At 56.2% G+C, this 23,772-nt stretch carries 30 protein-coding genes and 1 tRNA gene; 18 read left to right on the top strand and 13 right to left on the bottom strand.

Annotation, left to right across the window (positions count from 1 at the left end):
* Nucleotides 1–620: 620 nt before the first annotated feature.
* The 5 genes from ACIQ20_RS08365 to infA all read right to left on the bottom strand — a co-directional run bounded on the left by ACIQ20_RS08365 (nt 621) and on the right by infA (nt 2,798).
* A tRNA-Phe gene (locus ACIQ20_RS08365) sits at nt 621–696 on the bottom strand.
* A 21-nt stretch (nt 697–717) separates the two neighbouring features.
* Nucleotides 718–906: a DNA gyrase inhibitor YacG gene (locus tag ACIQ20_RS08360; RefSeq protein WP_395779261.1), complete on the bottom strand. Its 189-nt coding sequence runs from the start codon at nt 904–906 to the stop codon at nt 718–720.
* Nucleotides 903–1,997: a ribonuclease E/G gene (locus tag ACIQ20_RS08355; protein WP_395779259.1), complete on the bottom strand. Its 1,095-nt coding sequence runs from the start codon at nt 1,995–1,997 to the stop codon at nt 903–905. Before ACIQ20_RS08355 ends, ACIQ20_RS08360 begins: the two co-directional genes overlap by 4 nt.
* The gene (locus ACIQ20_RS08350; protein ID WP_395779257.1) at nt 1,994–2,569 is read right to left on the bottom strand and encodes a Maf family protein; all 576 of its coding nucleotides are present in this window, start codon (nt 2,567–2,569) and stop codon (nt 1,994–1,996) included. Before ACIQ20_RS08350 ends, ACIQ20_RS08355 begins: the two co-directional genes overlap by 4 nt.
* A gap of 10 nt (nt 2,570–2,579) precedes the next feature.
* A complete protein-coding gene (infA, locus tag ACIQ20_RS08345) occupies nt 2,580–2,798 on the bottom strand; it encodes a translation initiation factor IF-1 (RefSeq protein ID WP_085339458.1) in 219 nt (72 codons plus the stop codon).
* A 245-nt stretch (nt 2,799–3,043) separates the two neighbouring features.
* Between infA and ACIQ20_RS08340 the strand changes: the two genes are divergently transcribed.
* Both ACIQ20_RS08340 and ACIQ20_RS08335 read left to right on the top strand, forming a co-directional pair.
* On the top strand, nt 3,044–3,817 hold the full coding sequence (locus ACIQ20_RS08340) for a ferredoxin--NADP reductase (protein ID WP_395779255.1): 774 nt from the start codon (nt 3,044–3,046) through the stop codon (nt 3,815–3,817).
* Nucleotides 3,818–3,840: 23 nt separating this feature from the next.
* The gene (locus ACIQ20_RS08335; RefSeq protein WP_395779253.1) at nt 3,841–4,356 is read left to right on the top strand and encodes a dihydrofolate reductase; all 516 of its coding nucleotides are present in this window, start codon (nt 3,841–3,843) and stop codon (nt 4,354–4,356) included.
* Here ACIQ20_RS08335 and ACIQ20_RS08330 read toward each other — a convergent pair.
* The gene (locus ACIQ20_RS08330) at nt 4,353–4,739 is read right to left on the bottom strand and encodes a hypothetical protein (RefSeq protein WP_395779251.1); all 387 of its coding nucleotides are present in this window, start codon (nt 4,737–4,739) and stop codon (nt 4,353–4,355) included. The two genes, ACIQ20_RS08335 and ACIQ20_RS08330, sit on opposite strands and share 4 nt — an antisense overlap.
* Before the next feature lie 129 nt (nt 4,740–4,868).
* Between ACIQ20_RS08330 and ACIQ20_RS08325 the strand changes: the two genes are divergently transcribed.
* From ACIQ20_RS08325 to ACIQ20_RS08305, 5 genes are all read left to right on the top strand, one after another.
* Entirely contained in the window at nt 4,869–5,246 is a 378-nt protein-coding gene (locus ACIQ20_RS08325; protein ID WP_395779249.1) for a RusA family crossover junction endodeoxyribonuclease, read from the top strand.
* Nucleotides 5,247–5,378: 132 nt separating this feature from the next.
* Complete coding sequence (locus tag ACIQ20_RS08320) at nt 5,379–6,275, top strand: ABC transporter permease (RefSeq protein WP_395779247.1); 897 nt, start codon at nt 5,379–5,381, stop codon at nt 6,273–6,275.
* Complete coding sequence (locus ACIQ20_RS08315; protein WP_395779245.1) at nt 6,275–7,105, top strand: ABC transporter permease; 831 nt, start codon at nt 6,275–6,277, stop codon at nt 7,103–7,105. Before ACIQ20_RS08320 ends, ACIQ20_RS08315 begins: the two co-directional genes overlap by 1 nt.
* A gap of 3 nt (nt 7,106–7,108) precedes the next feature.
* A complete protein-coding gene (locus ACIQ20_RS08310; protein ID WP_395779243.1) occupies nt 7,109–8,236 on the top strand; it encodes an ABC transporter ATP-binding protein in 1,128 nt (375 codons plus the stop codon).
* A 10-nt stretch (nt 8,237–8,246) separates the two neighbouring features.
* Nucleotides 8,247–8,993, top strand: a complete 747-nt coding sequence (locus ACIQ20_RS08305; RefSeq protein WP_395779241.1) for a gamma-glutamyl-gamma-aminobutyrate hydrolase family protein — start codon at nt 8,247–8,249, stop codon at nt 8,991–8,993.
* A 12-nt stretch (nt 8,994–9,005) separates the two neighbouring features.
* On the opposite strand, the gene ACIQ20_RS08300 is transcribed toward ACIQ20_RS08305, so the two are convergent.
* Genes ACIQ20_RS08300 through ACIQ20_RS08285 form a run of 4 tightly spaced genes read right to left on the bottom strand, consistent with a single transcriptional unit; the run spans nt 9,006 to nt 14,292 of the window.
* Nucleotides 9,006–11,153 carry an alpha/beta hydrolase family protein gene (locus ACIQ20_RS08300; RefSeq protein ID WP_395779239.1) on the bottom strand — a complete coding sequence of 716 codons (2,148 nt, stop codon included), beginning with the start codon at nt 11,151–11,153 and terminating at the stop codon, nt 9,006–9,008.
* A gap of 44 nt (nt 11,154–11,197) precedes the next feature.
* Nucleotides 11,198–12,865: a DUF4166 domain-containing protein gene (locus tag ACIQ20_RS08295; protein ID WP_395779237.1), complete on the bottom strand. Its 1,668-nt coding sequence runs from the start codon at nt 12,863–12,865 to the stop codon at nt 11,198–11,200.
* Nucleotides 12,862–13,284, bottom strand: coding sequence for a thiol-disulfide oxidoreductase DCC family protein (locus ACIQ20_RS08290; RefSeq protein WP_298228394.1), 423 nt, complete (start codon nt 13,282–13,284; stop codon nt 12,862–12,864). Before ACIQ20_RS08290 ends, ACIQ20_RS08295 begins: the two co-directional genes overlap by 4 nt.
* A gap of 21 nt (nt 13,285–13,305) precedes the next feature.
* Entirely contained in the window at nt 13,306–14,292 is a 987-nt protein-coding gene (locus tag ACIQ20_RS08285) for a D-glycerate dehydrogenase (protein WP_313586139.1), read from the bottom strand.
* 215 nt (nt 14,293–14,507) lie between these two features.
* Between ACIQ20_RS08285 and ACIQ20_RS08280 the strand changes: the two genes are divergently transcribed.
* From ACIQ20_RS08280 to ACIQ20_RS08230, 11 genes are all read left to right on the top strand, one after another.
* Nucleotides 14,508–15,044 (top strand): SH3 domain-containing protein, encoded by a 537-nt coding sequence (locus ACIQ20_RS08280; RefSeq protein WP_395779234.1) that lies wholly within the window; start codon nt 14,508–14,510, stop codon nt 15,042–15,044.
* 101 nt (nt 15,045–15,145) lie between these two features.
* Nucleotides 15,146–15,661, top strand: a complete 516-nt coding sequence (gene fabA / locus ACIQ20_RS08275; protein WP_395779263.1) for a bifunctional 3-hydroxydecanoyl-ACP dehydratase/trans-2-decenoyl-ACP isomerase — start codon at nt 15,146–15,148, stop codon at nt 15,659–15,661.
* Nucleotides 15,662–15,672: 11 nt separating this feature from the next.
* Nucleotides 15,673–16,887: a beta-ketoacyl-ACP synthase I gene (fabB, locus tag ACIQ20_RS08270; RefSeq protein ID WP_395779232.1), complete on the top strand. Its 1,215-nt coding sequence runs from the start codon at nt 15,673–15,675 to the stop codon at nt 16,885–16,887.
* A gap of 39 nt (nt 16,888–16,926) precedes the next feature.
* Complete coding sequence (locus ACIQ20_RS08265; protein ID WP_395779230.1) at nt 16,927–17,181, top strand: hypothetical protein; 255 nt, start codon at nt 16,927–16,929, stop codon at nt 17,179–17,181.
* A complete protein-coding gene (locus ACIQ20_RS08260) occupies nt 17,181–17,606 on the top strand; it encodes a DUF5360 family protein (RefSeq protein WP_395779228.1) in 426 nt (141 codons plus the stop codon). The genes ACIQ20_RS08265 and ACIQ20_RS08260 overlap by 1 nt, the downstream gene beginning before the upstream one ends.
* Nucleotides 17,607–17,696: 90 nt before the next feature.
* A complete protein-coding gene (gene ykgO, locus ACIQ20_RS08255) occupies nt 17,697–17,822 on the top strand; it encodes a type B 50S ribosomal protein L36 (protein WP_085339923.1) in 126 nt (41 codons plus the stop codon).
* A gap of 6 nt (nt 17,823–17,828) precedes the next feature.
* On the top strand, nt 17,829–18,446 hold the full coding sequence (locus tag ACIQ20_RS08250) for an HAD family hydrolase (protein WP_395779226.1): 618 nt from the start codon (nt 17,829–17,831) through the stop codon (nt 18,444–18,446).
* Nucleotides 18,447–18,478: 32 nt separating this feature from the next.
* Nucleotides 18,479–19,075: a tetratricopeptide repeat protein gene (locus ACIQ20_RS08245; protein WP_395779224.1), complete on the top strand. Its 597-nt coding sequence runs from the start codon at nt 18,479–18,481 to the stop codon at nt 19,073–19,075.
* Nucleotides 19,072–20,061, top strand: coding sequence for an alpha/beta fold hydrolase (locus ACIQ20_RS08240; RefSeq protein WP_395779222.1), 990 nt, complete (start codon nt 19,072–19,074; stop codon nt 20,059–20,061). The genes ACIQ20_RS08245 and ACIQ20_RS08240 overlap by 4 nt, the downstream gene beginning before the upstream one ends.
* Before the next feature lie 72 nt (nt 20,062–20,133).
* Nucleotides 20,134–20,418 (top strand): DUF2312 domain-containing protein, encoded by a 285-nt coding sequence (locus ACIQ20_RS08235; RefSeq protein ID WP_346383872.1) that lies wholly within the window; start codon nt 20,134–20,136, stop codon nt 20,416–20,418.
* Between the two features lie 7 nt (nt 20,419–20,425).
* The gene (locus tag ACIQ20_RS08230) at nt 20,426–20,818 is read left to right on the top strand and encodes a hypothetical protein (RefSeq protein WP_395779220.1); all 393 of its coding nucleotides are present in this window, start codon (nt 20,426–20,428) and stop codon (nt 20,816–20,818) included.
* Here ACIQ20_RS08230 and ACIQ20_RS08225 read toward each other — a convergent pair.
* From ACIQ20_RS08225 to ACIQ20_RS08215, 3 genes are all read right to left on the bottom strand, one after another.
* Nucleotides 20,815–21,402: a hypothetical protein gene (locus tag ACIQ20_RS08225; protein WP_395779218.1), complete on the bottom strand. Its 588-nt coding sequence runs from the start codon at nt 21,400–21,402 to the stop codon at nt 20,815–20,817. The two genes, ACIQ20_RS08230 and ACIQ20_RS08225, sit on opposite strands and share 4 nt — an antisense overlap.
* A 1-nt stretch (nt 21,403) precedes the next feature.
* Nucleotides 21,404–22,177, bottom strand: a complete 774-nt coding sequence (locus ACIQ20_RS08220; protein ID WP_395779216.1) for a HesA/MoeB/ThiF family protein — start codon at nt 22,175–22,177, stop codon at nt 21,404–21,406.
* Between the two features lie 951 nt (nt 22,178–23,128).
* The gene (locus ACIQ20_RS08215) at nt 23,129–23,638 is read right to left on the bottom strand and encodes a CarD family transcriptional regulator (protein ID WP_346381751.1); all 510 of its coding nucleotides are present in this window, start codon (nt 23,636–23,638) and stop codon (nt 23,129–23,131) included.
* Nucleotides 23,639–23,772 lie beyond the last annotated feature (134 nt).

Raw genomic sequence — 23,772 nt, 5'->3', positions numbered from 1 at the left:
CACCACTGCACCTAAAGTCAGAAAGGAAAAACCAATCTCTTGACCCAACACCCGCAACGCGGGACATAACTTAGCCCGGGTCAATTCTCGATGAAAATACCGGGTCACTTCCCAGCGACAATCAACAATCACCACACTGCGTCCATCCGCTGAGCTGTATGAACTAGCTACCGAGTTATTCCGTGACCTATGGAATGCACGCCTTGCCGCGTCCGATGACACGCGCGCGCAACTCAAAACGCAAGCGGTGCGCATCGAACGCCAAATCGAACAGCTGATCGATAGGATCATCAACTCAGATTCGCCAACGCTTGCGAACGCATACGAGAACCGCGTGCGCTCACTTGAAAATGAGAAGATTGAATTGGCTGAACAAATCAAAAATTGTGGTCGTCCGCTGGCGTCTTTTGATGACACTTATAGAACCGCAATGGGCTTTCTCGAGAACCCTATAAACCTATGGGAATCCAACAAGTTAGAAGATAAGCGCGCCGTGCTGAAATTGCTCTTTGCATCGCGGATAAGCTATCAACGCGGAACGGGATTTAGAACCGCGAAAACCACGATCCCGTTCAGTATTTTCAATGGGTTAGATAGCTCGGATTCTGAAGAAACCGAAATGGTGCCCGGAGCCGGAATCGAACCAGCGACACGCGGATTTTCAATCCGCTGCTCTACCGACTGAGCTATCCGGGCAACCTGTCGGGAGGAGGGCGTTTAGCGGATCAGATTGTCTCTGTCCACGGGGTCCTCTGCATCGGGTATGCCATTATCCTCTTCTTGAACAGGAATTGCATAAGAACCATTGAGCCAACGGCCTAGATCGAGGTCGGCACAGCGCTTCGAGCAGAAGGGCCGATAAGGGTAGTCTGTGGGCTTGCCACATTCAGGACAGGTCCGGCTCATGCGATCACCACTTCACATTGGGTCTGGCTTGGACGGCCTAAACGGAGATGAAATTGCCCGCCAATCGTGTCGGCAATGTCCTGCCGCCAGCCGATAGGGTCAGCCTCTAGAAAGGCTAGAGGGGCGGCTGGTGCATAGAGTGTCACGGCGCGGCCCTTTGCCCCTTTGAGAGCTGCAGCCAGTCGGTTGATGCCCTCAATCGCCAAAGTCTCGGCAGTAGGCTGGCCCGCAGCATCGAGGCAGATGTCGGCCAAGGCTTGACGGCGCTTTTGGCGGGCGATCTCAGCAATGCCAAAGCGGGAGACGGGCAGAACTTCGGTTTTGGGCGCAGCGACGCCACCATTCTTTTCGGCATCAAAAGCACTGATAAGAGCTTTGGTCAGCGCCTCGGCATCGCCCTTACGGCGGGGACCAGTAAAGTCGACACAAATGAGGCCACCGAGACCCCGCAGGCGGATTTGGCGCACAAGCTCGGGAACAGCCGCGAGGTTTAGGCCCCGGGCAAAGCGTGCAGCATCACTGCCACCTGTTTCACGATTGGCGCTGTCAACGTCAACAGCGGTCAGGGCGCGCGTGCGCTCAATCGTTAAACGACCACCGCCCGCGATGGGCACTTCTGTTTGCAGGGCAGCCTCGAAAGCGGCCTCGATGCGGTCAATCTCGTCTTCATCGGCCTCCCGCGGCTCACCCGGCCAGCCCTGCCAAGGCGTGGCATCTTCAAGCAGGCGTGGACATGGCCCTTGTGGGGCGAGGCCTTCATAGGCCAGCGCGGGGCCCTTACCGCCTTCGGCTTCGCGCACGACACGCACAGCCACGCCAGCACCGACGCGCAGCTCTGCCTCACGCTCACGGCCAAATGGGGCAAAGGCAGGCTCCCCCACGCCTAAATCGACAAAAGCGCCGCCGATACGCGCGTCAATGGCGGTGACGCGGCCTGCGTAAATCTGCCCCCATCGCACGCGGCTCTCATGGGTTGACCAACGCTCCAGGCGCAGTTCCACAATCCGGTCGCGATCAAACAAAGCAGCGCGTAATTCGCCGATACGCTCGTGTATGACGATTTCGCGTGTAGGGGGCTTAGGCGTGTTCATGACCATACTCTTTTGTAGCCAAAGCCCTCAAGCAGAGAGACGGTCTCGTAGAGCGGCAGACCCATCACACCTTCCCAAGAGCCATGCAATTGGCTGCAGAAGGCACCAGCCAAGCCCTGAATGCCATAGCCACCGGCTTTGCCCATCCATTGCTCGCTATCAAGATAGAATCGGATCTCCGCCTCGCTGAGGCGTTTAAAGGTCAAACGGGTTTCAACCGCCCGGCTCACCTTGACCCCACCACGCTGGACGGCCACAGCGGTCGTCACGCGATGATTACGCCCGGAAAGCAGGTTAAGGCAGGCCAGCGCCTGCTCGCGCGTTTCAGCTTTGGGCAATAGCCTGCGCCCCACTGACACCACGGTGTCGGCAGCAAGGATCAGATCATCCGGATTTTGGTGGGCGATGGCTTCGGCTTTGGCGCAAGCCAGACGCAACCCGTGCTGGCGCGCCGTTTCATGGGGCAGAGGTGTTTCGTCCAAATCAGCGGGACAAATCACGTCAGGAATAATCCCGACTCTGGCCAGAAGCTCTTGTCGGCGCGGCGATGCGCTTGCCAGAATAAGCTTCATGGGCGCACTGTTACCGGAAGCGATAGGTGACCCGGCCCTTGGTCAAGTCATAAGGGGTCATTTCGACCAGAACTTTATCGCCTGCCAAAACGCGAATGCGGTTCTTGCGCAATTTACCAGCCGTGTGGCCAATAATTTCATGTTCGTTTTCAAGACGGATGCGGAAAGTGGCATTGGGTAGAAGTTCTACCACGGTACCTTGAAATTCGAGCAATTCTTCTTTTGACATTGGGTCTCCCGGCCGCAAATGACCTGTTGGGCTGACAACTCAGCTTGATTGGCGCGCTCTATAGTCTGTTTTGGGGGCAAAAAGCCAGTGCTACGGGTGTTGAAGCTGTTGAAATGGGGCCCTGACGCCACAGCTGACCCAGATCCTCTAAATGCTCCTGTCAGTTTCATCTAGCACTGTCTTGCGGCAGAGCCTGTTTTCGCCCATCTGAAGGGCTTAAGACTAATCAGAGAGCTTTTATCCCCGTGTCCGCCTTTACCTCAGAAACCGTGCTGGCCGTCCAGCACTACACCGACCGTCTTTTCCGCTTTCGTACAACCCGTTCCCCCGCTTTCAGGTTCCGGACCGGTGAGTTTGTGATGATGGGATTAGAGATCGACGGCAAGCCACTGGTGCGGGCTTATTCCATTGCCAGCCCAAATTGGGATGAGGAATTGGAGTTCTATTCGATCAAAGTGCCAGATGGGCCTTTGACCTCAAAGCTCTGCAACATCGAAGTCGGCCAAACGGTGCTCGTTGGCAGAAAGCCCGTCGGGACTTTGGTGCTCGATGCGCTTCTGCCCGGCAAGCGGCTTTATATGGTGGCGACGGGCACAGGGATTGCGCCTTTTGCCAGTCTAATCCGCGACCCAGAAACCTACGAACGCTTTGAAGAGGTCATCCTGACCCAAACCTGCCGGACAGCCGATGAATTGACTTATGGCATTGAGTTGGTTGCAAGCCTGAAAGATGATCCCTTGGTAGGAGACTACATCTTGGCGGGCAAACTGGTCCTAGATACCGCGGCCACCCGCGAGGCTGACAACCCGAAGGGCCGCCTGCCCGCCCGCGTTGCTGATGGCAGCTTCTTTCGCGAGCATGACCTACCCCCTCTCAACCCCGAGGAAGATCGCGGCATGATTTGTGGGTCGATGGAAATGCTGGCTTCCTGCAAGGCCATGTTCGAAGATGCTGGCTTTACCGAGGGCTCAGTCAGCCAGCCCGGACAATTTGTCTATGAGAAGGCATTTGTCGGCTAGACGATTGATGCTAGGCCACATGGATGAAGTCGATCAAACTTTGCCTAGTCGTCGCGCTTGGCCGCAATCATGTGATTGGGGTCAACAATGACTTGCCTTGGCGACTGGGCAGCGACTTAAAAAACTTCAAAGCCATCACGTTTGGCAAGCCCGTCATCATGGGTCGCAAAACCTGGGACTCGATTGGCAGGCCACTGCCCGGCCGCCCTAACTTGGTCATTACCCGCGATACAGATCTTCAAGCCCAAGGGGCCAGCGTTTGGACCGGCTTGCCTCTGGCCATCGAAGCCGCAAGGGCGATGGCCAAAACCACGCTCCAAGACGAAGTCTGCGTCATTGGCGGCGGGCAGATTTATGCCGAAGCCCTACCTTTTGCTGATCGGTTGTACCTCACAGAAGTGGATGCGGTGCCGACAGGTACCGCATTCTTTCCGGCATTCGAGGAAGAAAATTGGGCAGAGACCGCGCGCACGGAGTTCCCTGCCGGGCCGCGCGACGATCATGATTTTGTGGTGCGCGTTCTAGACCGTAAGGCTTAAGCGGCCTTCAGAGATTGATATAGCTTCAGGATTTGCAGCGTGGCGCCGTCATTGCCGGGCTTGCCACCTTCATCCAGCTCTTCTTGTAGTGCCAAACCATCGATTTCCGATTGTAAGGCATGGGCAAGCTTGTCGCGCAAAATGGGGTCATGCTGGCTCAAAACCTCCCAAAGCGTGCGGGTCATGCGTAAGGCAACATCGGTATCGATGCGCACGCCGAGCAACTGAGACTGGTCCTCTTGAGTGCGGATAGTTTGCAACGTCGCCTCCACTGTGAAATCTGAAAAACGTTTTGGTCGAAAGAAGGTTGAATTTTTGTAGTCGCTAAGTTTACTCATAAGATTATTTACAAATAGTTGCAGATCACTTGCTTGCAAGTGCATAGCGAAACTTGAATACCTGATTTGATTGCCTATATGACCAGACAGCTCCCTGCCGATCTCGTCTTGCTAAAACAGGCTAGGGCCGACATGATTGGTCTTTCCATTCACTTTTGATCGTTGAGCCGCCCCTTGCCAGAGCCCGAGACACCAGAGCCATGGCGTGGCAGCGGCTCTACCAAGGGCCGGCAGATTGGCCCAATGGCGGAATTCCTCATTCTTGCAGTCACCTCGCAGTCGAAAGTTTACAAACAAAAGCTCGACCGCTTGTTGCGGACTGACTTGAAGATCCGGCCGCGTCATGGCGAGTTTGAGGTGGAGATTCTAATCGATCTCAACCGCGATTATCCCGCCATCGATCTTGATAATGTCGCAAAAGCAGTTCTCGACGGCATTAAGGGGGCGGTGTTTTTCGATGATGCCCAGGTTATGCGCTTGGTGGTTGAAAAGCGCTGGGCGGAGTCGGAGCGGGTTTTGGTGCGGGCTTGGCCGCGGGGGCAGCAAGCTTAACCCTAAGTTAAATGCCCATTGCCGAGGCATCGATACAATTTGTTACAACAAAGTCAGTAAAAAGACGGAAAAGCCCTCGACAGACCCTTCGGTATGGGATTGAAATGCGACGACAAAGCTTCATGAGGGCGGATGATGCAAGATTGGCGCGAAGATAAGACTTTTTTCCGTGCGACCATCGCGCTGCCAGTCATTTGGTTTATGATCTTTTTTGTCGTGCCAATGGCCATGGTCTGGGCCTATTCGGTCGGCGAAAATGTGGGCCCAGTCGAGGTCGCGATCACGGGTACTTTTTCCAATTATGCCAAGGCGTTTTCCCCCGAAGTCCTGAAGGTGATGTGGAATTCGGTTTGGTTGGCGCTGGCAACGACACTGATTTGCCTCGTCGTCGCTTTCCCAGTGGCACTGGCCATGACCTTTGCGGATGAAAAGCAAAAGACGTGGCTTTTATTGCTGATCATGCTGCCCTTCTGGACCAATCTTTTGATCCGCACCTACGCGCTGATCGCGGTGATGCGTACCTCTGGCGTGATTAACTCAGGGCTAGAGGGTCTGCACAACTTATTGGGTGTCTTTGGCATGCAAATGGGGGTTTTTGAGCCCCTACCCCTCCTCTACAATAAATTCGCCGTAGTCGTAGGCCTCGTTTACGTGCATTTGCCCTTCATGGTCCTGCCGCTGTATGCCGCCCTTGATCGGCTGGACAAGAGCTTGATTGAGGCGAGCCTTGATTTGGGTGCCGGGCATTTAGAGACAATCCGGCGCATAATCGCGCCACTGGCAGCCCCAGGGATCGCCGCAGGACTTGTCATCACCTTTATCCCAGCACTGGGGGCTTATCTGACACCGGATTTGCTGGGTGGGCCCGATGATCTGATGATCGCAAGCTTAATTGAACGACAATTCAAGCGCGCCAACGACTGGCCTTTCGGGGCCGCTTTGTCCTTCATCCTGATGTATATCACGCTAATCTTCTTTGCCATTCGCGCCTTTATGGAGCGCAAAGGCGGAAAGGTGGGGGCACACTAATGGCCAGAAAAATTGCCCGCGCCCCACTCGACTACCTCAATATGCCCGCCATGAAGGCGTGGCTGGCAGGCGTATTTATCTTCCTCTACACGCCGCTCCTGATCCTGATCCTATTCAGTTTCAACGATTCCAAAGCCAATGTTGTCTGGAAGGGCTTTACGCTCAAATGGTACGTCAAGGCGTTTGAGAACACGCAATTGCGCGAAGCTTTGTTCAATTCGCTTTTGATTGCCGGAGTGTGCACCGTCATCTCGATCGTGCTGGGGGCCTTGATGGCCTTTGTCTTCTGGCGCTTCAAATTCCCGTTCAAGGGCCCGTTAGAGAGCGGCATGAACCTGCCGATTGTGGTGCCCGAGATTTGCTTTGGCGTAGCGGTATTGCTGTTCTTTGCCAAAATCGGATTTCCGAATGATCTGCCTTATCCGTTTAATCTGACGCAGATTATCTTGGCGCATGTGACCTTTGCGTTCCCCTTTGTCGCCATTGTCGTTCGAGCTCGGCTAGAGAGCTTTAATCCCGAGTTAGAGGCCGCAGCCCTCGACTTGGGTGCCTCGCGCTATCAGGCCTTCCGCGATGTCATCGTCCCTCATATGAAGCCAGGCCTGATTGCAGGTGGTCTGTTAGCGTTTACGCTGTCGCTGGATGACTTTGTAATCACCTTCTTTGCCTCCGGCCCCGGGACAATCACCTTCCCGGTCAAAGTCTATTCGATGGTGCGCTTCTCTGTGACGCCTGAGGTCAATGCAGCCTCGACCATCATCATCTTGATCACGGTGCTTGCCACCGTCCTTGCTTTGCGCGCCCAAAGTGCAACCACCAAAGAGAGCTAAGCTATGAGTGATCGTGACGCCATTATTCGGGTTGAAGAAGTATCCAAACGCTATGGCAGGGTGACCGCTGTTGACCGCGTGACCCTAGAAATTCCGCGTGGGGAATTCTTCGCCCTCCTCGGCCCATCGGGCTGCGGGAAGACCACGTTGCTGCGCATGCTGGCGGGCTTTGAAATGCCCAGTGAAGGCAAGATATTCATTGATGGCATCGACATGTCGACCATCCCGCCCAACAAGCGGCCCGTGAATATGGTGTTCCAGTCCTATGCCGTTTTCCCGCATATGACGGTGTTTGAAAACGTCGCCTATGGCCTCAAGTTCGATAATGTCGCCAAGGCGGACCAATATGGTCGCGTGATGGCGGCCTTGGCGGACGTCAAGCTGGACCATCTGGCAGAGCGCAAGCCCGATCAGATGAGTGGTGGCCAACGCCAACGCGTCGCTTTGGCCCGCGCACTCGTCAAGAAGCCAAAGGTCCTGCTGTTAGACGAACCACTAAGTGCGCTCGACGCCAAGCTGCGCGAGGCCATGCGCTTTGAACTCGCAGAGCTTCAAGACAAGGTCGGCATCACCTTTGTGATGGTGACCCATGATCAAGACGAAGCGCTTGCCATGGCAGGACGCTGCGCGGTGATGGACCGGGGCAAATTGATGCAAACAGCCACCCCCTCCAACCTCTATGAATTCCCCGCCAACAAGTTCGTGGCCGACTTTATCGGTAGCGTAAATCTGTTTGAAGGCACGCTCGAAGTCGATGAGCCTGACCACGCCATCGTCCAGTCCGAGGAGTTGGGCGGTCGGATCTTTTTTGACCACGGCGTATCGGGTGCGGGGGGTGAGAAGATGTGGGTCGGCATTCGGCCTGAAAAGATCGAGCTCTTGAAGCGCGAAGAAGGTGCCGCCCCGCCTACGCCCGAAGATGCACCCTCGGGCTGCAATGTGACCGCGGGCATCGTGCGCCAGATTTCCTATCTCGGCAGCGAGAGCATTTATGAGATTGACCTCATCAACGGCCGCCGCATGCAAGTGTCGCGCCCCAATCTGTCGCGCTGGGATCAAGAGGATTTCACATGGGACGATGAAGTCTGGCTGCGCTGGCATGGCGATAGCCCTGTCTTACTGCAGAGCTAGAGCGACCCACATGAACGCACGACCTATCCTCGGCATGATTTGTTGCCAGCGCCATGTCGGCACCGAATATGCCCAAGCCGTGATGGAGCGCTATCTCTATGGCGTCAGTCCCCATGTGGATGCGATCCCGCTGTTGATCCCGTCTTTGCCAGACTTTGTGGACGCAGAAACGGTGGCAGGCCGTCTCGACGGGCTGTTGCTGACGGGCTCTCCCTCCAATATGCAGCCCCATCGCTACGGCGAAGATATTGAAGATGCGCCGGGGCCATTTGATCCCAATCGCGATGAGATGGCGATGGCCTTGGCCGATGTGATGCTGAAAGCTGGCAAGCCCGTCTTTGGTATTTGCCGTGGCTTTCAGGAGCTCAATGTGCATTTCGGCGGCACGCTTCGGCGCGACATGGCCGACCCTGCCCGCGCCTTTCAGCACCATTCGCCGGACGGGGTCAGCTTTGATGCCATGTTCGCGCATGAGCATGACGTGCGGCTAGAAGAAGGCGGCGCGATTTTGGCCGCCATCGGCCAAGCCGACATCAAGGTCAATTCCGTCCATTATCAAGGCGTCGACAAGCTGGGCGCTGACCTCCGCGTAGAAGCCCGTGCGCCCGATGGCGTGGTCGAGGCCTTCTCCAGCACGGCGCGGGGCGGCCCCGTCCTCGCCGTGCAATGGCACCCCGAGTGGAAGCCCGAAGCCAATGAAAACAGCCGCAAACTATTTGGCCTCATGGGCCGCGTGTTGCGGGGTGGGGCACTTTAGGGGCTGGTGCCCCTACTTCGGGTCCTTAGCTGGCACAGCCCCGCTTGTATCCATAATGACCAACGCCTCGCGCTTGTTTGCACGATTAGCGGGTGGCCCTGACGTCAGCTTTTCTGTACCGATGCAATTCTGCAAGAAGTAGTCAATCTCACCGAATACAGTGGCTGAATCTGTGTAACGCGTTGGCGAGTGCTTCATGCGGGGAAAACGAACCAGCCGCGCGTTCTTCTTCGCCACACTGAGCGCATCATACATCAACTGACTGTTCTTGGGGTCGACAATATCGTCAAGATCGCCCGCCAACAACAAAACCGGCACCTTTATAGCACCAACTTGTTGGAGCGGTGAAACCCGCTCCATGGCCACGCGATCGACAGCCGGGTCACCCACGGTGCGTTTCCAGAATGCCTCGGAAACGGGGTTACCCATACGCGACACCCAGTCCATTTTGGTCATCAGATCGGACACGCCATTTATAGAGGCCGCACATTGATACAGGTTTGGCGTTAAAGCTGCCCCTGCTAGGGCCGCGTAGCCGCCATAGGACCCGCCAACGATGGCAACCCGCTTAGGATCAACCCGAACCGTCTTGACCAAATGCCCGACCAAATCGGTGACATCGTCCTGCATACGCCCGCCCCATTGGCGATAACCGGCCAAGGCGAAACTGCGTCCCTTGCTACCCGAACCGCGGAAATTGGGCTGAGCGACCAGATAGCCACGGCTGGCCAAGAAAGCCGCCAAGCGGTCCCAATCATTGTCGGTTGAGACACCATGCGGGCCACCATGTGGCATCACAACTAAGGGCATCATCGTTTCTTGAGCACCGACTGGTGCCAACAATAAAGCCTCTAAAGCTTGGCCGTCGCGGGCCTGATAATCCAACCACGTCGCCGTCCCAATGCTGGCTTCATTCAAAACCCGATCAGTTTGACCAATTTTCAGCATGCGATTGAACCGCGCATCATGCACCCACAGACCGCCCGGATCAGTTGGGGATTCGGTTTCAACAGTCCAGAGGCCGTCGTCCGGTGTGATCGATTTGATCCGCAGCATACTGCCAGCCGGGACCCGCTTTTGGATCTCCTCAAATCGTGCCTGATCCTTTGGATTCAGTGCCACAAATGGCGAGCCTCGCCCCGCTTCAATCCCGGCGACTAGGGTGTTGTCCGGGTTGAAGATTGCATCCTCCATATCATACCTGGTCGAGGCGATACGGCGTTCCGAGAAAGTCTTGGTTACCAAATCATAGTCATAGATTGCAGCAAACTCTTCATTGCCCTGCCTGGCTCGCACCGTAACATGGTCGGGCTTTGTGGAAGGGCCAAGCACATCGAACCCATAATGCTCTTCGAATGGAAATTCGGCCAAGGTGGTCGCATCTTTGGCGCCTTGTGCCAAGCGAACCAAGCGCACCGAAGACCCGCGCCGTGCTTGCTCACGCCGGATCAAAGGCACTCCGCTATTTGAGACAAACCACTCTGTCCAATGGTCGGGCGTTGCTTCATCGAGAACTTTGGACTCAAGGGTGTTGAGATCGACCGAGACCAAACGATCCACATTTTCCAACTGGGTGCCAATCAACACACGGTCAGGGTCGGAATTCAGCCTAGAAACCAACCATGTGCGGTCGGGGCGCGGCTTGGCACGCCGGGCGTCATCGCGCTTGGTGTAGAAGCTAACACTTTCTTCTTCGGTATCAAACTTCGGATCAGGGGCGTAGTCGTCATCTTGGGCATCGAAACGGAATAGCTTCTTGGCCCGCGCATCCCCAATCGTCCAAACCCATACGCCGAGCCGATTCTCCCGATCCCAACCGGTCAACAAGAGGCGGTTCTGGTCCTTCCATTCGAGTGCGTAGACATGAAACGGCATGTCGAGTCCGCCCGCCCGCTTGGTGCGCGCCTCTTGCATGTCAAAAAGTTCAATGGCGGACTCATCGCCAACAAATTTGACGGTCGCCAAAACGCGTCCATTAGGCGACACGACCGCATCGGTAAAAAATGAACCACCCCAGAAATCATCTAATCTGGGCCGCTCGTAAGTGGTTGGGACCACATCAGGGGCTGCTTGAGATCGTGCTGCCTGACCACCACCGAGCCCTATAGCCACTGCCGCCACAGCAGCAACCGCAAATCTACGAACCAAACTACCAGCCATTTTCAATCCTACTCACCCATGATTCAATCCGCCCAGCTTATTGCTTAGAATTGAGTTGGCAAGGGGGTGGATTTTAGGTGCACACTTGCTTCCACCGGAGCCAATTGCCCCCGATAGGCCACAATAAGCCCAATCAGAGGCAGAGAAATTGAGACAGAAAGTTGGAATTGACCGGCCTCGTCCCATTCTCGTGCATCAACGCGCGGTGCCAAGACTACAGGCAGAGCCAGTCCAAGCATCGTCCACCGTTTCAAAATCATGGCGAGGCCTTGGTCTTGAGGTTGTAGATGAAAGTAGAAGCGCAGAGGGCCAAATTGCTCCACCAGTTTCTGGTCAGATTGGCACAGGCGGCTCTTCATCCGGTGCTCTCCAAAGTGCCGCACCCAAAGATCAGAAGCGCCGTCTCTGCGGAAATGAACGCGTAAGTCGTGCTGCCCGGAAGGAGGAAAACCAAACATAAAACACAGGAAGGCATTTACTGGATTATCACCGCGAGCGACTTGAGCTTTGCCAACCGCGACCCCATCGCCTGCGGTTGAGTGCACCGCGCGCACACTGGATGGCAGATCGTCAAAATTTCTGCCCATAACCTTTTGATACAAGGGGAGGTCCGGAACTTTTGTTTGTTCTTCTGAAATTGCCAGCTTGGAAAACTGGGCTTGAAATTGTTCCAGCGCGAGCTCTTGGCTGCTGTCTTGAGCACCAGACGCAACAAGGCCGGCTTGGATCAAATCAGCAAGGCAAGCCGCGGCCATGGTTGGAATTTCGGGCCCATCCCCGCGCTCAGCCAGCAGGGTCCAACGCGCCTTAACCGGCAATTCTCCTTCAAAGCCTAAAACCTCGATCTTCATGGCGGATCGATTGTTCCCAAGCCATGACGTCAACCGCTGCACCGGCAAAAGGATAGGCCCAAGCCCCACCAAACTTGCAAACCACTTCCAACGGACCATCCAACTTAGCAGCCAGAGGCCCAGCATTTGGAAGGCTGATTCTGTGCCTGCCTTAAAGGTGACAGCAGGTTTGCCGGTTAGAATTGCTGGCCAAATCTCATGATCTGGAACCTCAGCCAGGGCGACAAGACGCGACAGCGGCCTGCGACCGGCAACTTCGAATGTCGTCCTCGAAAGCTCTTGCCAGCCAAATCCGTTTGTCCAAGCTTGGCCTCTCCAAAGGCTTAGTTTTTGCCCGGCGTAACTCAAAATGGCTTTGGCGACGGAAGCCCCTAAAGTTGCCCGGCTGGAGGCACTTATGGCCATATCGATGCGCGACACACGGGTCATAGGCGCGACTAGCTCACGCAAGACAGCGCCTGATAGCGCGGGCACACTCGATACGCCTGATCGAACGACGACACCGTTCAGTTTGGCATCCTTGTCTAACCTCCCGATGCCACAGACAAAGTCACGCCCGTCTGCCAAGTCCAAATAATGGACGCCACAGCGTATACAGGCCTCCGCAACGCGGTAATCACTGGTTTGAAATGGCCCAGCGGCATCGATCAGGATAAAGGGCTGCGCGGCCTTTAAGATATCATCGAGGGGGTGATCGCGATTGGCAAAAAGGGGTGTCCCGCAGCCCAGCTCAGCGCAAAAAGCGGCGGCCTTTGCTTGGCTTCGCCCGGCAATAAACAACGGATAACCCTTATCAGCAAGACGGCGGGACAGCCTGCGGCCAAATCCTCCATAGCCGCCGAGGATAAGGATGGGCTTCATAACACGCGGCGGGCTTGTTCTGGGGAAGGCAACCAACAGACCTCGCGCCGACCAAAAATGCGGTAGCGATTTCGCGCCAACAAGAGATAAGCCCGATCGCGCCAAGTTTTCGGAACATATTTGACGATTGCGGCAATTCGCCAAGGCCAGCCCAGTCCGTCTATCACAGCCAAAACGGCATCACTGTCGCGTAAAATTCGCCCGCCATCCAAAACAACAAAACTATCAGGGTCGCTCGGGTCAATGCCAAAGTATCGATAGATGGATGCACCAACCTCATTCTGCATCGAGGCCAACAAGAAATGGCCAGCCCGGTCATGTTTGAGCACAAACTGGGCATTGGTCGCACATAGGACGCAGAAAGCATCAAAAACAATCACGGGCCGATCAAAGCGCGGCGCTGTCTCCAAAAGCTCCATAGCCGCCCTTTCTGCCCACTCCTACAACATCGCAGGAATAACGCGGTCGGGTGGTTTATGCCCATCTGCGAAGGTCTTGATATTGATGATGACTTTCTCGCCCATTTCGGTGCGGCTTTCCATGGTGGCAGAGCCCATGTGCGGCAAGAGCATGACGTTTGGCAGCTTCTTGAGCTTTGGATTGATCGCAGGCTCATGCTCAAACACATCTAGACCCGCACCAGCCAACAGACCCTTGTCGAGCATGCGGGCAAGGGCGGCTTCGTCAATGACTTCGCCGCGCGCGGTATTCACCAGATAAGCGCTGGGCTTCATCAATTGCAGGCGGCGGGCCGACAACAGGTGATAGGTCGCAGGCGTATGCGGGCAATTGACCGAAATGATATCCATCCGCGACAGCATTTGGTCGAGGCTTTCCCAATAGGTCGCCTCCAGCTCTTGCTCAATGGCGGCAGAGACGCGGCGGCGGTTATGATAATGGATTTGTAGGCCAAAGGCCTTGGCGCGGCGGGCAACAGCTTGGCCAATCCGGCCCATGCCGACAATGCCCAGACGCTTACCGGCAACCCGGCGGCCCAGCATCCACGTGGGCGACCAGCCTTCAAAGCCGTCTGCCTCAACCACTTTTACGCCCTCCATCAGGCGGCGCGGCACGGCGAGGATGAGCGCCATGGTGATGTCAGCCGTGTCTTCGGTCAAAACACCTGGCGTATTGGTTACGGTGATGCCGCGCTGAATGGCGGTTGCGACGTCCATATTGTCCACGCCTGCCCCAAACTGGGCAATCAAGCGTAATCGTTCGCCCGCACGGGACAGAACCTTACTATCGATCTTGTCCGTCACGGTCGGCACCAAGACATCGGCGCGGCTGACAGCATCGACCAATTGTTCATAGGTCATGGGTGTGTCGGTCGCGTTCAGCTCGGTATCAAACAATTCTGCCATCCGTGTTTCCACAGGCTCTGGCAATTTGCGGGTGACGATGACTTTGAGTTTGGACTGGGGCATAACCCTGTGTAGCAAGGCAAAGCGCAGACGCCAAGCGACATCGCAGTGATCGCTGAAATCTGGTGTTTGCAGACAATTTTACCCCCCAGATTAAGACGCTGTTCACCTTCATCGGCCAGATGAAATCTGGGTGGGCTTTGTCAATGGACGCAATGAAGTCGTTGATTGGGAAGCCGTTGATTAGCAAGCCGTTGATTGGGAAGTAGTTGCGCACGATGGGTAAAGTGAAAGCCATCCTTGCCAGTGTTGCTTTAGCAACGAGCAGCCTTTTTTCTGGCTATGCTTTTGCTGGCGGCTATCCTCCGTTCAACCGACTGGCAGGGGAAACACCCTCTGGGCAGCCCGTCCCGCGCTTTGTTTCTTTGAAATTTTCCAACATCAATGGCCGTGCAGGCCCCGACAAGGATTATCCCGTGCGCTGGGTCTATAAGCGCAAGGGCCTGCCGGTGCGGGTTGTCGCAGAAACCGAAGAATGGCGACGCATTGAAGATCCAGATGGCGCCGTCAGTTGGGTGCATAAGCGCATGCTGGATGGGCGACGCACAGGTATCGCGCGCCCTGCCCGCGACATGCGCGTCGCGATGCGCGCAAATGCCAATAGCGACACGCGCGTCGTGGCCTATATTACGGACGGCGTGATCGTTGAAATCACCGAGGAAAGGCCCGGCTGGCGGCAAGTAAAGGCCGGTCGCTTTAAGGGTTGGGTTCCCGCTTCCGAGCTTTGGGGCGCTGACAATTCGCGTCAGCCATAAGGGAAAGCATGCTTGGCGAATGGCCTCGCGCCATGCTAACGCGCTTGTGAAACATTTTGTAATAGGACGGCATCCCTTTGACGCAGACCACCGAAACGACCATCCCCGCGCGTGAATCCTCTTATAGCTATGAGCAGCTGATCGCGTGTGGCGAAGGCAAGTTATTCGGTCCGGCCAATGCGCAATTACCATTGCCCAATATGCTGATGATGGACCGAATCACCACCATCACCGAAACCGGTGGTGCCTATGATAAGGGTCGGATCGAGGCAGAGCTGGATGTGCATTCTGGCCTGTGGTTCTTTGACTGCCACTTTAAGGGCGACCCTGTGATGCCGGGCTGTTTGGGCCTTGATGCCATGTGGCAATTGGTTGGCTTCTATTTGGGCTGGTCTGGTCTCCCCGGCAAAGGGCGCGCGCTTGGCGTCGGCGAAGTCAAGTTTTCTGGCCAAATCACCAATGACATCAAACTGGTCCGCTATGAGATCGACATTAAGCGCGTGTTTAAATCGCGTTTGATTCTGGGCGTTGCCGATGGCCAAGTGCTGGCTGACGGCAAAATTATCTATACCGCAAAAGACTTGCGCGTCGGACTGTTTCAGCCAGACGCCCTATAAGGAAGAAGCCGATGCGTCGTGTTGTCGTAACAGGAATGGGCATCGTGTCATCGATTGGCAATGACACCGCAGAAGTCACTGAAAGCCTGCGAACGGCTAAGTCAGGCATTAGTTTCGCCCAAGAGCATGCCGATCATGGCTTCAAGTGCCAGGTTCAAGCCCGCCCAAATCTCGACTGGGAAACCTTGGTCGACCGGCGCGCGGCGCGCTTTTTATCCGAAGGCATGGGCTGGGGCCACATCGCGATGGAACAAGCCATCGCCGACTCCGGCCTTGAACCCCATGAAGTCAGCCATGAGCGGACGGGCATTATCGCCGGCTCTGGCGGTCCTTCGACCAAAGCAATCGTCGGTGCGGCCGACAAAACCCGTGAAACGGGCTCGCCCAAGCGCGTCGGCCCCTTTGCGGTGCCCAAAGCCATGTGCTCTGGCGTGTCTGCCGCCTTGGCCACTTGGTTTAAGATCAAGGGCGTCAATTACTCGATCAGCTCCGCATGTGCCACCAGCGCGCACTGCATCGGCAATGCCTATGAGAGCATCGCCTGGGGCAAACAGGACGTGATGTTTGCAGGCGGCAGCGAAGACCTCGACTGGACCTTGTCGATCCTGTTTGACGCGATGGGTGCAATGTCCTCTGGCTATAATGACACCCCGTCACGTGCTTCGCGCGCTTACGATAAGAATCGCGATGGCTTTGTGATTGCGGGCGGGGCCGGCATGCTGGTTCTGGAAGACTATGACCGGGCCAAAGCGCGCGGCGCAAAAATCTATGCTGAGCTCACGGGCTATGGTGCCACCTCAGACGGTCATGACATGGTCGCTCCATCTGGTGAAGGCGCTGTGCGCTGTATGCGCCAAGCGCTTGAGATGTCAGGCGGTCGCAAGGTCGATTATCTGAACCCACATGGCACCGCGACACCCGTTGGTGACGCTAAGGAAGTGGGCGCGATCCGCGAAGTCTTTGCGGGCCACATCCCGCTCATCTCGTCCACCAAATCGCTCACAGGCCACTCTTTGGGTGCCGCAGGCGCACAAGAAGCCATCTATAGCCTGTTGATGATGCAAGCAGGCTTTGCATGTGAAAGCGCCCATATTGACGAGATCGATCCAGACTTTGCCGACCTGCCAATCCTGCGGGCACGCAAGGAAGCTGAGATTGAGACCGCCATGTCCAATTCCTTTGGCTTTGGCGGCACCAATGCAACTTTAATGTTCTCAAAAGTCTAGCGCCATTTTCCCGTCACAAAGTTGGGGCTCAATCGGACCATGCGCTTCCTCCTCTTTCTGATCCTTATTCTTGGTGCCCTGTTCTACTCGAACCCGACGGAGCAGCGGCTGCGTCAGGTTATGCGCGAGCAGGACAAGTTGAGCCTAGATGCTGCCAGCATTCTGCCCATCAAGCGCACCAATTACTATTTGGCCTCCAAATTTGAGATCAATTATCTGATCGGCAAAACGACGTGCTGGGGCGCGGCCCATGCGGTGATTATCTGCCCGAGCGACAAGAAGGATAAGAAGTAATGCGCCCAACGCTCAAATGGGCCCTAACAGCGACCGATGTCGCGTTCATGGTCTATTGGAGCGTGGCGTTATTGGAATGCGTGAGCCTTATCAGCATTCCCAGTGACTGGCTCTATGCCCATGCGCATGACCCCCGCGTTGTCGCATGGAACTGGTCCTTCTTCCCCCTCGACATCGCCTTTTCGGTAACTGGCCTGTGGGCGGTTCGCGCTGCTAGCCAAGGCAACCCAATCTGGCGGCCTTTAGCTTTGATTTCCCTCATCCTAACCATTGTGGCGGGCGGCATGGCCTGTGGCTATTGGCTGTTGTTGGGTGAGGTTGATGCCGTTTGGTTTGGGATGAACGCCGTTCTAGTGGTTTGGCCACTGGTATTTCTACCCGCTTTAGTGCGAGAAATGGCCGTAAATTCTGCGTCTGCGAATTGACTTCTCGTGTTCTGACACGTATCAGCGCCGCTCGCTAAAGACGTCACCTTAACTGCGCCTACATCGCGCGCCACCTTTTGGAATACGACCATGAAAGTGAAGAGCTCTATCAAATCACTGAAGACCCGCCATGCAGCGTGTCAGGTCGTGCGCCGTAAAGGTCGGGTCTATGTCATCAACAAGGTCGACCCACGCTTTAAAGCCAAGCAAGGCTAAGTGCGCGTGTCTGCGCCCATCCGCGCAGTTCTCTTCGATTATGGCAATGTATTGGTCGGCTGGTCGCCGCGCAAACTCTATGCGCGCTTGATTCCAGATCCAGGCCGCCTCGACTATTTTCTCGACCACGTCTGCCCGATGTCATGGCACATGCTCCATGACGAGGGCCAAGAAATGGCCGTGACCATTCCAGCTAGGCAAGATGAGTTCCCCGAATTTGCCGCCGAGATTGCGGCTTGGAAGACCGGCTTTGCCGAGATGATTACCGGCGAAATCACGGGTTCTACCCAATTGGTGAGCGAGTTGGCTGCAGCCAACATCCCCCAATATGTCTTGACCAATATGCCGAGCGAAATGGTTGAGACTTGCTTTGGCCCATTTGATTTCCCTCGCTACTTTAAGGACATCATTGTTTCCGGCGATGAAAAAACCGCCAAGCCTTTAAAGCCAATCTTCGACATCAGCTTGAAACGCATGGGTGGCCTGGCTGCAGAAGAAGTCTTCTTCACCGACGATTCGCCCGCCAATATCGCCGCAGCAGCCTCCTTCGGCTTTGTGACCCATTTGTTTGAGGGCCCAGAGGGATTGCGCCAAGCAATGCGCGACGTGGGCCTTCCTGTTTGACGGACTTGTCGGTTTAGGTGAAAGCTAAGCCCATGCGGTTCTTGCGACTTTTGCCCTTTCTTTTAATCCTGCCGGCGGGTTCCATCCCAATCACGCCAGGCGTGGTGACGCCTGAAGTCGATAATCCAACCATCTATGACCCGCCACCGGCCCAAAAGCTCAACACCTATTTCGAAGCCTTAGCGCGCAGTGGCTCAGTTGAAGAAGCTGCACGCTATGAGGGCGAGATTTATCTGATCATGACTCGCAATGCCTCCCCCACCATCACCTTCTTGATGGAAAGCGCCAGTGTCGCGCTGAACGCGCAAGACAAAGAAGCCGCGAGGACGGCCTTGACCTCGATCACCGAGCTTGATCCCAGTTTCGCAGAAGGTTTAGCGCGCCTCGCAACTATTGCGTATGATGATGGCGACTATGTGCAAGCCGAAGCACTCTTAAAGCGGGCACTGCGCCTAGAGCCCCGCCACTTTGCCGCTTGGACCGGACTTGGACTTGTGCGCGAAGATTTGGGCGACTTCCGTGGTGCCCAAGCGGCTTATCGCGAAGCGCTTTTCTATCATCCCTATCTTGATGGTGCCAAGCGAGGTCTGATCCGTATGGAAGCCCGATTAGACGGATTATCGCTGTGAGCCCAGACGACCTCTCTCGCCTCATGCCCTTTCTGGTGCTGGCCGCAGCGCTCTGCGTGTTCACGCTGATCTCCGTCGTGCTGCGACTGGCGTTGATTGAGCGCTCGTGGCCGGCCATCGGCCGCTTTGTCACGGCGCGTGGAGTTAAAGCCCATGTGATTGAACAGGGCAGCGGGCCAGATGTCCTTATGGTGCATGGTGCTGCCTCAAACGGGCGCGAACTGATCTCTGCGCTTGGCCATCGTCTGACAGATATGCGCTTGATTGCGCCAGATCGACCAGGCCTTGGCTATTCTGGGCGCCCAAAGAATGCGGCCACTTTGGGGGAACAAGCAGCCTTCATCGCGGACATTTTGCGCCAGACCGCCTCTGGCCCTGTGGTCGCTGTTGGCCACAGCTGGGGATCGGGCGTCATTTTGCGTTTAGCTTTGGACCATCCAGAGCTCGTCAAAGCCCTCGTCCTCTTGGCCCCCGCCTCGCACCCGTGGCAGAAATCGGCAAGCTGGCTGAACCGCATCGCGGGCTGGCCTATCCTTGGCGACCTATTGGTCTGGACCCTGCCGCCCTTGATCGGTCCCAAGCTCGCCCCACAGGGCATTGCGCGGGGCTTTGCGCCCGGGCCCGTCAATCCACCCGATTATGGCGATAAGATTGGCACCCCGCTGTTCTTCCGCCCCAAAGCCTATAAGGCCAATGCCGAAGATATGGTGATTGGCAGCGCAGAAATGGGCAAGCAAGCCGTGCGTTATTCAAGCCTGACGCTACCCGTCACCATCGTCTCGGGCCAAGGCGATGTCATTGTTTATAATGCCATTCATGCCGCAGGCTTGAAGCGCGACATTCCCCATGCCACAAGCTTCCGCGTGCCAGAGGCCGGCCATATGCCCCATTGGGTCGATCCGGACTTAGTTGAAGGCATTATCCGCGCCTATGCGACCGATACTGTTTATGAGGGAAGTTCTGCCCAGTTTCGTGCAGAGCCCTGATTGCACCTTTAGGCAGGCAGGCTAGAAGGATGGTTAATACCAGCCCTGACTTGATGCTTTGAGGTTCCCACCATGTATGATGCCGACGACGACGACAACCGCGTTTCCGCCCCACAAGCTTTGACCTCTTCGTCAAAGGAAAAGCTGCGTCAGTTTGTTGCCCGCATCGAAACGCTGGAAACTGAAAAAACCGAATTGGCTGAGCAACTCAAGGAAGTCTATGGCGAAGCCAAATCCTTAGGCTTTGACACCAAGGCCTTGCGAGCCGTCATCCGCTTGCGCAAGCAAGACGCCAATGATCGGGCTGAAGCAGAAATGATGCTCGACCTCTATCTGGAAGCCGTCGGCGAAATCTGAGGCTTGATTGTCGCGACGGGTTGACCCTGCCCTGACCAAGCGCGCCCTGTCGGCCCTGAAACGGGCGGCAGATAAGGCGAAGTTGAGCGAAGAGGGTTTGACCGAATGGGAAGCCGAGTTTCTGGGCAGCGTCGAAGAACGCCTGACGAAATTCGGCTCTGCCTTTGCTGATCCCGATAAAGGCCAATTGAGCGCGCCACTCTCGCTGCGCCAAGGCTTGAAAGTTCGTCAGATCAGCAAAAAGGGTGAGGCCGAAGGCGACAAGAAACCCCGCCGTGGCTTTACCGCTCGTGACAAGCCTCAATCCGCCGCCAAACCAAAGCCGGATAAGCCGAGGAAGCCGCTCGCCCGCAAAACGAGCCTCACCTCCAAAGGCTTCAGACCCAAAAAGCCAGACTAGTTAGGTGCCGCTGCGGGGCTTTCTTCGTCAGAGTCTTCCACTTCGCCGAAACCACAATCCCAGAGCTTACGATCATGAAATTGCGCCCGCACGGCCAAGCTTGAGGCCAAACTGCGAGCCTGCTGAGGTGCCCCACGACGAAAGCCACCTTCCCCCAACTTATAAATCAAATAGTGCGAGACGAATTGGTTACGCGGAATCTTGGTCCGCGCTTCCATCTTGGTGAAGTGCCAGCCAACAAAATCGGCCGCTATGGCAAAATTCGAACGCGAACCCGAGGTTCGGCCCGTATCGCGCAAGAACCAGTTCCACGTCCGAAGATTGGCTTGGGCAAAGCCAAAATTGCGGACTGAATTGGCATCAACCGCCCCTGCCCCCTTGGCATTGGCCTTGAAGCGACTTTCTTGGTCGATCACGGTCAGGATCGTGCCGGGGCTGACTTTCCAGGTCAAAGAGGCTGAGCGCACGGCTTCGGCCCAACTGGGATTGCGCGCCATCAGGGCGCACATGTCTTGGGTTTGGGCTTGGGCAGCAGGGGCAGTCAGATAAAGCCCACAGGTCATCAACAAACCCAGCACCCGCATCTTAATGAACCCCACAACAGGGGCAGGCAGGATCGGCCCTCAAACTCACCGTCCGGCTTTGACCACTGAGCCCATCCATCATCCATAGCCGCCCCATCAGGGGCTTGCCGGCCTTGGTCAACCATTTGATGGCTTCCAGCGCCATCATCGAGCCCACCACGCCCGTCAAGGCGCCGACAATGCCCATCTCTGCGCATGTCTCGGCTTGGGGCGGGACTTCGGGCACAAAACAACGGTAGCAGGGCAAGGCTTGACCGTGCGGGTCGGTCTTACTGAGGCCAGAGCCAAAGACCGCCACTTGCCCATCCCAGCGCCCAACCGCGCCAGACACCAAGGGAATGCCCAGCGCATGGCAGGCCGCATTGACGGCAAAACGGGTTTGAAACTGGTCCGTGCCATCCAGCACAAGGTCCGCACCCGCAATCAAGCGTTCGGCATTGCTTTCATCCAAGCGCTGCACCTGCACTTCCACTTCAATCGCCGGGTCCAAATGCTGGATCGCGGCTTGGCCTGCACGGACTTTATCAACGCCCACATCTTCTGTTTTGAACAGGATTTGTCGCTGCAGATTGGAAAGCTCCACCACATCGGGATCAATCAGGATCAAGCGACCAACCCCAGCGGCGGCCAGATAAAGCGCAGCAGGCGCCCCCAATCCGCCTACACCGACCAGCGCCACAGTCGCCTCTGCCAGCCGCTTCTGGCCGGGACCGCCAATCTCTTTCAGGAGAATGTGGCGAGCATGCCGGTCGAGTCGGACGTTACCTGTTTTCATAGCGGCATGATGACTGCCCCTGTGCAGGATGGCAAGATCGGGGTGCGGGTGGGGCTTTATTCCTACGCGAAGACCCCTTCAGTCCCTCCGGGACAGCTTCCCCGTAAACGGGGAAGCGGCTACGCCCCAAAAGCTGCCGATGCCGCTTCCCCGCTCGCGGGGAAGCTCCGGCGAAGCCGGTGAAGGGGTGTTTCAGCAGGGACAAAACAAAACTTATCCCCCACCCACGAAACCGCCCGTAACCTAAGCCCATCTCCGACGAGAGGGCGTTGTTGCTGCAGCGGCGACACCGGTTGGGGATGGATAAGCGGGGTTAATCGGGGTGGACGTGGCTGCCTCGTGTTTTCATAAGGATTAGCTCGTCCTTATGCCCGGTGTGCTTGAGCCCGACTGCCGTGTGAAGCCGGAGGTCAGGTCTTTCAATAGGCTTGAAACAAAACTCGCGGGTTCTCCTTGAATGAGTTCTAAACCCACTCTTTCAAGGTCTTTATGTACAGGCGGGGGAAATGTCACCACCGAGGAGGGCTCATGATCCTCCCTTGGGCACACAGACTTATTTCAGCCGGGGCGCATGCTTTGCGTCGTATTCCGGGCCAGTCCGTTAATCTGGCCCACCCCCTATTTGGCGCGCACCACGCGCCCCGGCCCCTCTACAAGGTGCACCCCCGGTGGTTTTCCGCGCGGGGCTATGAGTGTTGGGATGGGAGAAAGAGGAGCGCGCAGCACTAGCTGCGCATCTGTACGCGGTGACATGCGCAGCTCGTGGCTCACGTGGTCCTTTTGGCACGCGTTTGTGTAGATGTCGCGCTAATCCTAGACGATCTATTTTGGTGAAACACGGTTTCCACCAAAATGGGTCTAGACGAGAAGTGAGATGCACCACCCAAACACAAAAAATCCCGGCTGGTGAAACCAAGCCGGGACCAATTACTCTTCCGAGACGAAAGGAGCTTATGCGGCGCGGGTTGCCAAGGTGCCAGTCAATTTCTTGATGGCTTCTTCGCGGTTGACGCTTTCGATTGCAGCCACTTCACGGGCCATACGGTCGAGCGCGGATTCGTACAATTGCCGCTCAGAATAGGATTGCTCTGGCTGGTCGGTCGCACGATGCAGGTCACGAACGACTTCGGCGATCGAGATCAAGTCGCCAGAATTGATCTTGGCTTCATACTCTTGGGCACGGCGGCTCCACATGGCACGTTTGATGCGCGCACGACCGGTCAAGGTCTTCAAAGCGTCGTCCATAATGGCAGGGCCGGACAGCGCCCGCAGGCCACCGGTTTTTACTTTCGACGTAGGAACGCGCAGAGTCATTTTGTCTTGATCAAACGCAATGACGAAAACTTCTAGGCTCATGCCTGCTACTGTTTGGGATTCGATCCCGGTGATCCGGCCAACGCCATGCGCTGGATACACCACATAGTCACCTGTTTGGAATGTTGTCTTCTTAACGTCGCTCATCGCGAACTCACCCTCGCACCATGCCAGCCCGCCAGAGACAAAAATCCACTTGCACCGCCACGCGCTTTCCTAAAAAAGATCGTTACGATGTTGTGTTTGTTTGCTTCGTAAGGCTGGGGTCCACCAGAGAATGC

This window comes from Aquidulcibacter sp. (genome assembly GCF_044346625.1).
Classification (GTDB): Bacteria; Pseudomonadota; Alphaproteobacteria; order Caulobacterales; family Aquidulcibacteraceae; genus Aquidulcibacter.
Note: the sequence above shows the minus strand (reverse complement) of the source record. Positions and strands in the feature narration are given on the sequence as shown.

What these genes read in the sequence shown, in the direction of transcription:
- ACIQ20_RS08280 (WP_395779234.1), top strand. Translation starts at nt 14,508, where the DNA reads ATGGGTAAAGTGAAAGCCATCCTTGCCAGTGTTGCTTTAGCAACGAGC.
- ACIQ20_RS08305 (WP_395779241.1), top strand. Translation starts at nt 8,247, where the DNA reads ATGAACGCACGACCTATCCTCGGCATGATTTGTTGCCAGCGCCATGTC.
- ACIQ20_RS08335 (WP_395779253.1), top strand. Translation starts at nt 3,841, where the DNA reads ATGAAGTCGATCAAACTTTGCCTAGTCGTCGCGCTTGGCCGCAATCAT.
- ACIQ20_RS08260 (WP_395779228.1), top strand. Translation starts at nt 17,181, where the DNA reads ATGCGCCCAACGCTCAAATGGGCCCTAACAGCGACCGATGTCGCGTTC.
- ACIQ20_RS08315 (WP_395779245.1), top strand. Translation starts at nt 6,275, where the DNA reads ATGGCCAGAAAAATTGCCCGCGCCCCACTCGACTACCTCAATATGCCC.
- ACIQ20_RS08235 (WP_346383872.1), top strand. Translation starts at nt 20,134, where the DNA reads ATGTATGATGCCGACGACGACGACAACCGCGTTTCCGCCCCACAAGCT.
- ACIQ20_RS08295 (WP_395779237.1), bottom strand. Translation starts at nt 12,865, where the DNA reads ATGAAGCCCATCCTTATCCTCGGCGGCTATGGAGGATTTGGCCGCAGG.
- fabB (WP_395779232.1), top strand. Translation starts at nt 15,673, where the DNA reads ATGCGTCGTGTTGTCGTAACAGGAATGGGCATCGTGTCATCGATTGGC.
- ACIQ20_RS08290 (WP_298228394.1), bottom strand. Translation starts at nt 13,284, where the DNA reads ATGGAGCTTTTGGAGACAGCGCCGCGCTTTGATCGGCCCGTGATTGTT.
- ACIQ20_RS08360 (WP_395779261.1), bottom strand. Translation starts at nt 906, where the DNA reads ATGAGCCGGACCTGTCCTGAATGTGGCAAGCCCACAGACTACCCTTAT.
- ACIQ20_RS08245 (WP_395779224.1), top strand. Translation starts at nt 18,479, where the DNA reads ATGCGGTTCTTGCGACTTTTGCCCTTTCTTTTAATCCTGCCGGCGGGT.
- ACIQ20_RS08310 (WP_395779243.1), top strand. Translation starts at nt 7,109, where the DNA reads ATGAGTGATCGTGACGCCATTATTCGGGTTGAAGAAGTATCCAAACGC.
- ACIQ20_RS08285 (WP_313586139.1), bottom strand. Translation starts at nt 14,292, where the DNA reads ATGCCCCAGTCCAAACTCAAAGTCATCGTCACCCGCAAATTGCCAGAG.
- ACIQ20_RS08300 (WP_395779239.1), bottom strand. Translation starts at nt 11,153, where the DNA reads ATGGCTGGTAGTTTGGTTCGTAGATTTGCGGTTGCTGCTGTGGCGGCA.
- ACIQ20_RS08215 (WP_346381751.1), bottom strand. Translation starts at nt 23,638, where the DNA reads ATGAGCGACGTTAAGAAGACAACATTCCAAACAGGTGACTATGTGGTG.
- ACIQ20_RS08225 (WP_395779218.1), bottom strand. Translation starts at nt 21,402, where the DNA reads ATGCGGGTGCTGGGTTTGTTGATGACCTGTGGGCTTTATCTGACTGCC.
- ykgO (WP_085339923.1), top strand. Translation starts at nt 17,697, where the DNA reads ATGAAAGTGAAGAGCTCTATCAAATCACTGAAGACCCGCCATGCAGCG.
- infA (WP_085339458.1), bottom strand. Translation starts at nt 2,798, where the DNA reads ATGTCAAAAGAAGAATTGCTCGAATTTCAAGGTACCGTGGTAGAACTT.
- ACIQ20_RS08265 (WP_395779230.1), top strand. Translation starts at nt 16,927, where the DNA reads ATGCGCTTCCTCCTCTTTCTGATCCTTATTCTTGGTGCCCTGTTCTAC.
- ACIQ20_RS08320 (WP_395779247.1), top strand. Translation starts at nt 5,379, where the DNA reads ATGATGCAAGATTGGCGCGAAGATAAGACTTTTTTCCGTGCGACCATC.
- ACIQ20_RS08350 (WP_395779257.1), bottom strand. Translation starts at nt 2,569, where the DNA reads ATGAAGCTTATTCTGGCAAGCGCATCGCCGCGCCGACAAGAGCTTCTG.
- ACIQ20_RS08220 (WP_395779216.1), bottom strand. Translation starts at nt 22,177, where the DNA reads ATGAAAACAGGTAACGTCCGACTCGACCGGCATGCTCGCCACATTCTC.
- ACIQ20_RS08330 (WP_395779251.1), bottom strand. Translation starts at nt 4,739, where the DNA reads ATGCACTTGCAAGCAAGTGATCTGCAACTATTTGTAAATAATCTTATG.
- ACIQ20_RS08355 (WP_395779259.1), bottom strand. Translation starts at nt 1,997, where the DNA reads ATGAACACGCCTAAGCCCCCTACACGCGAAATCGTCATACACGAGCGT.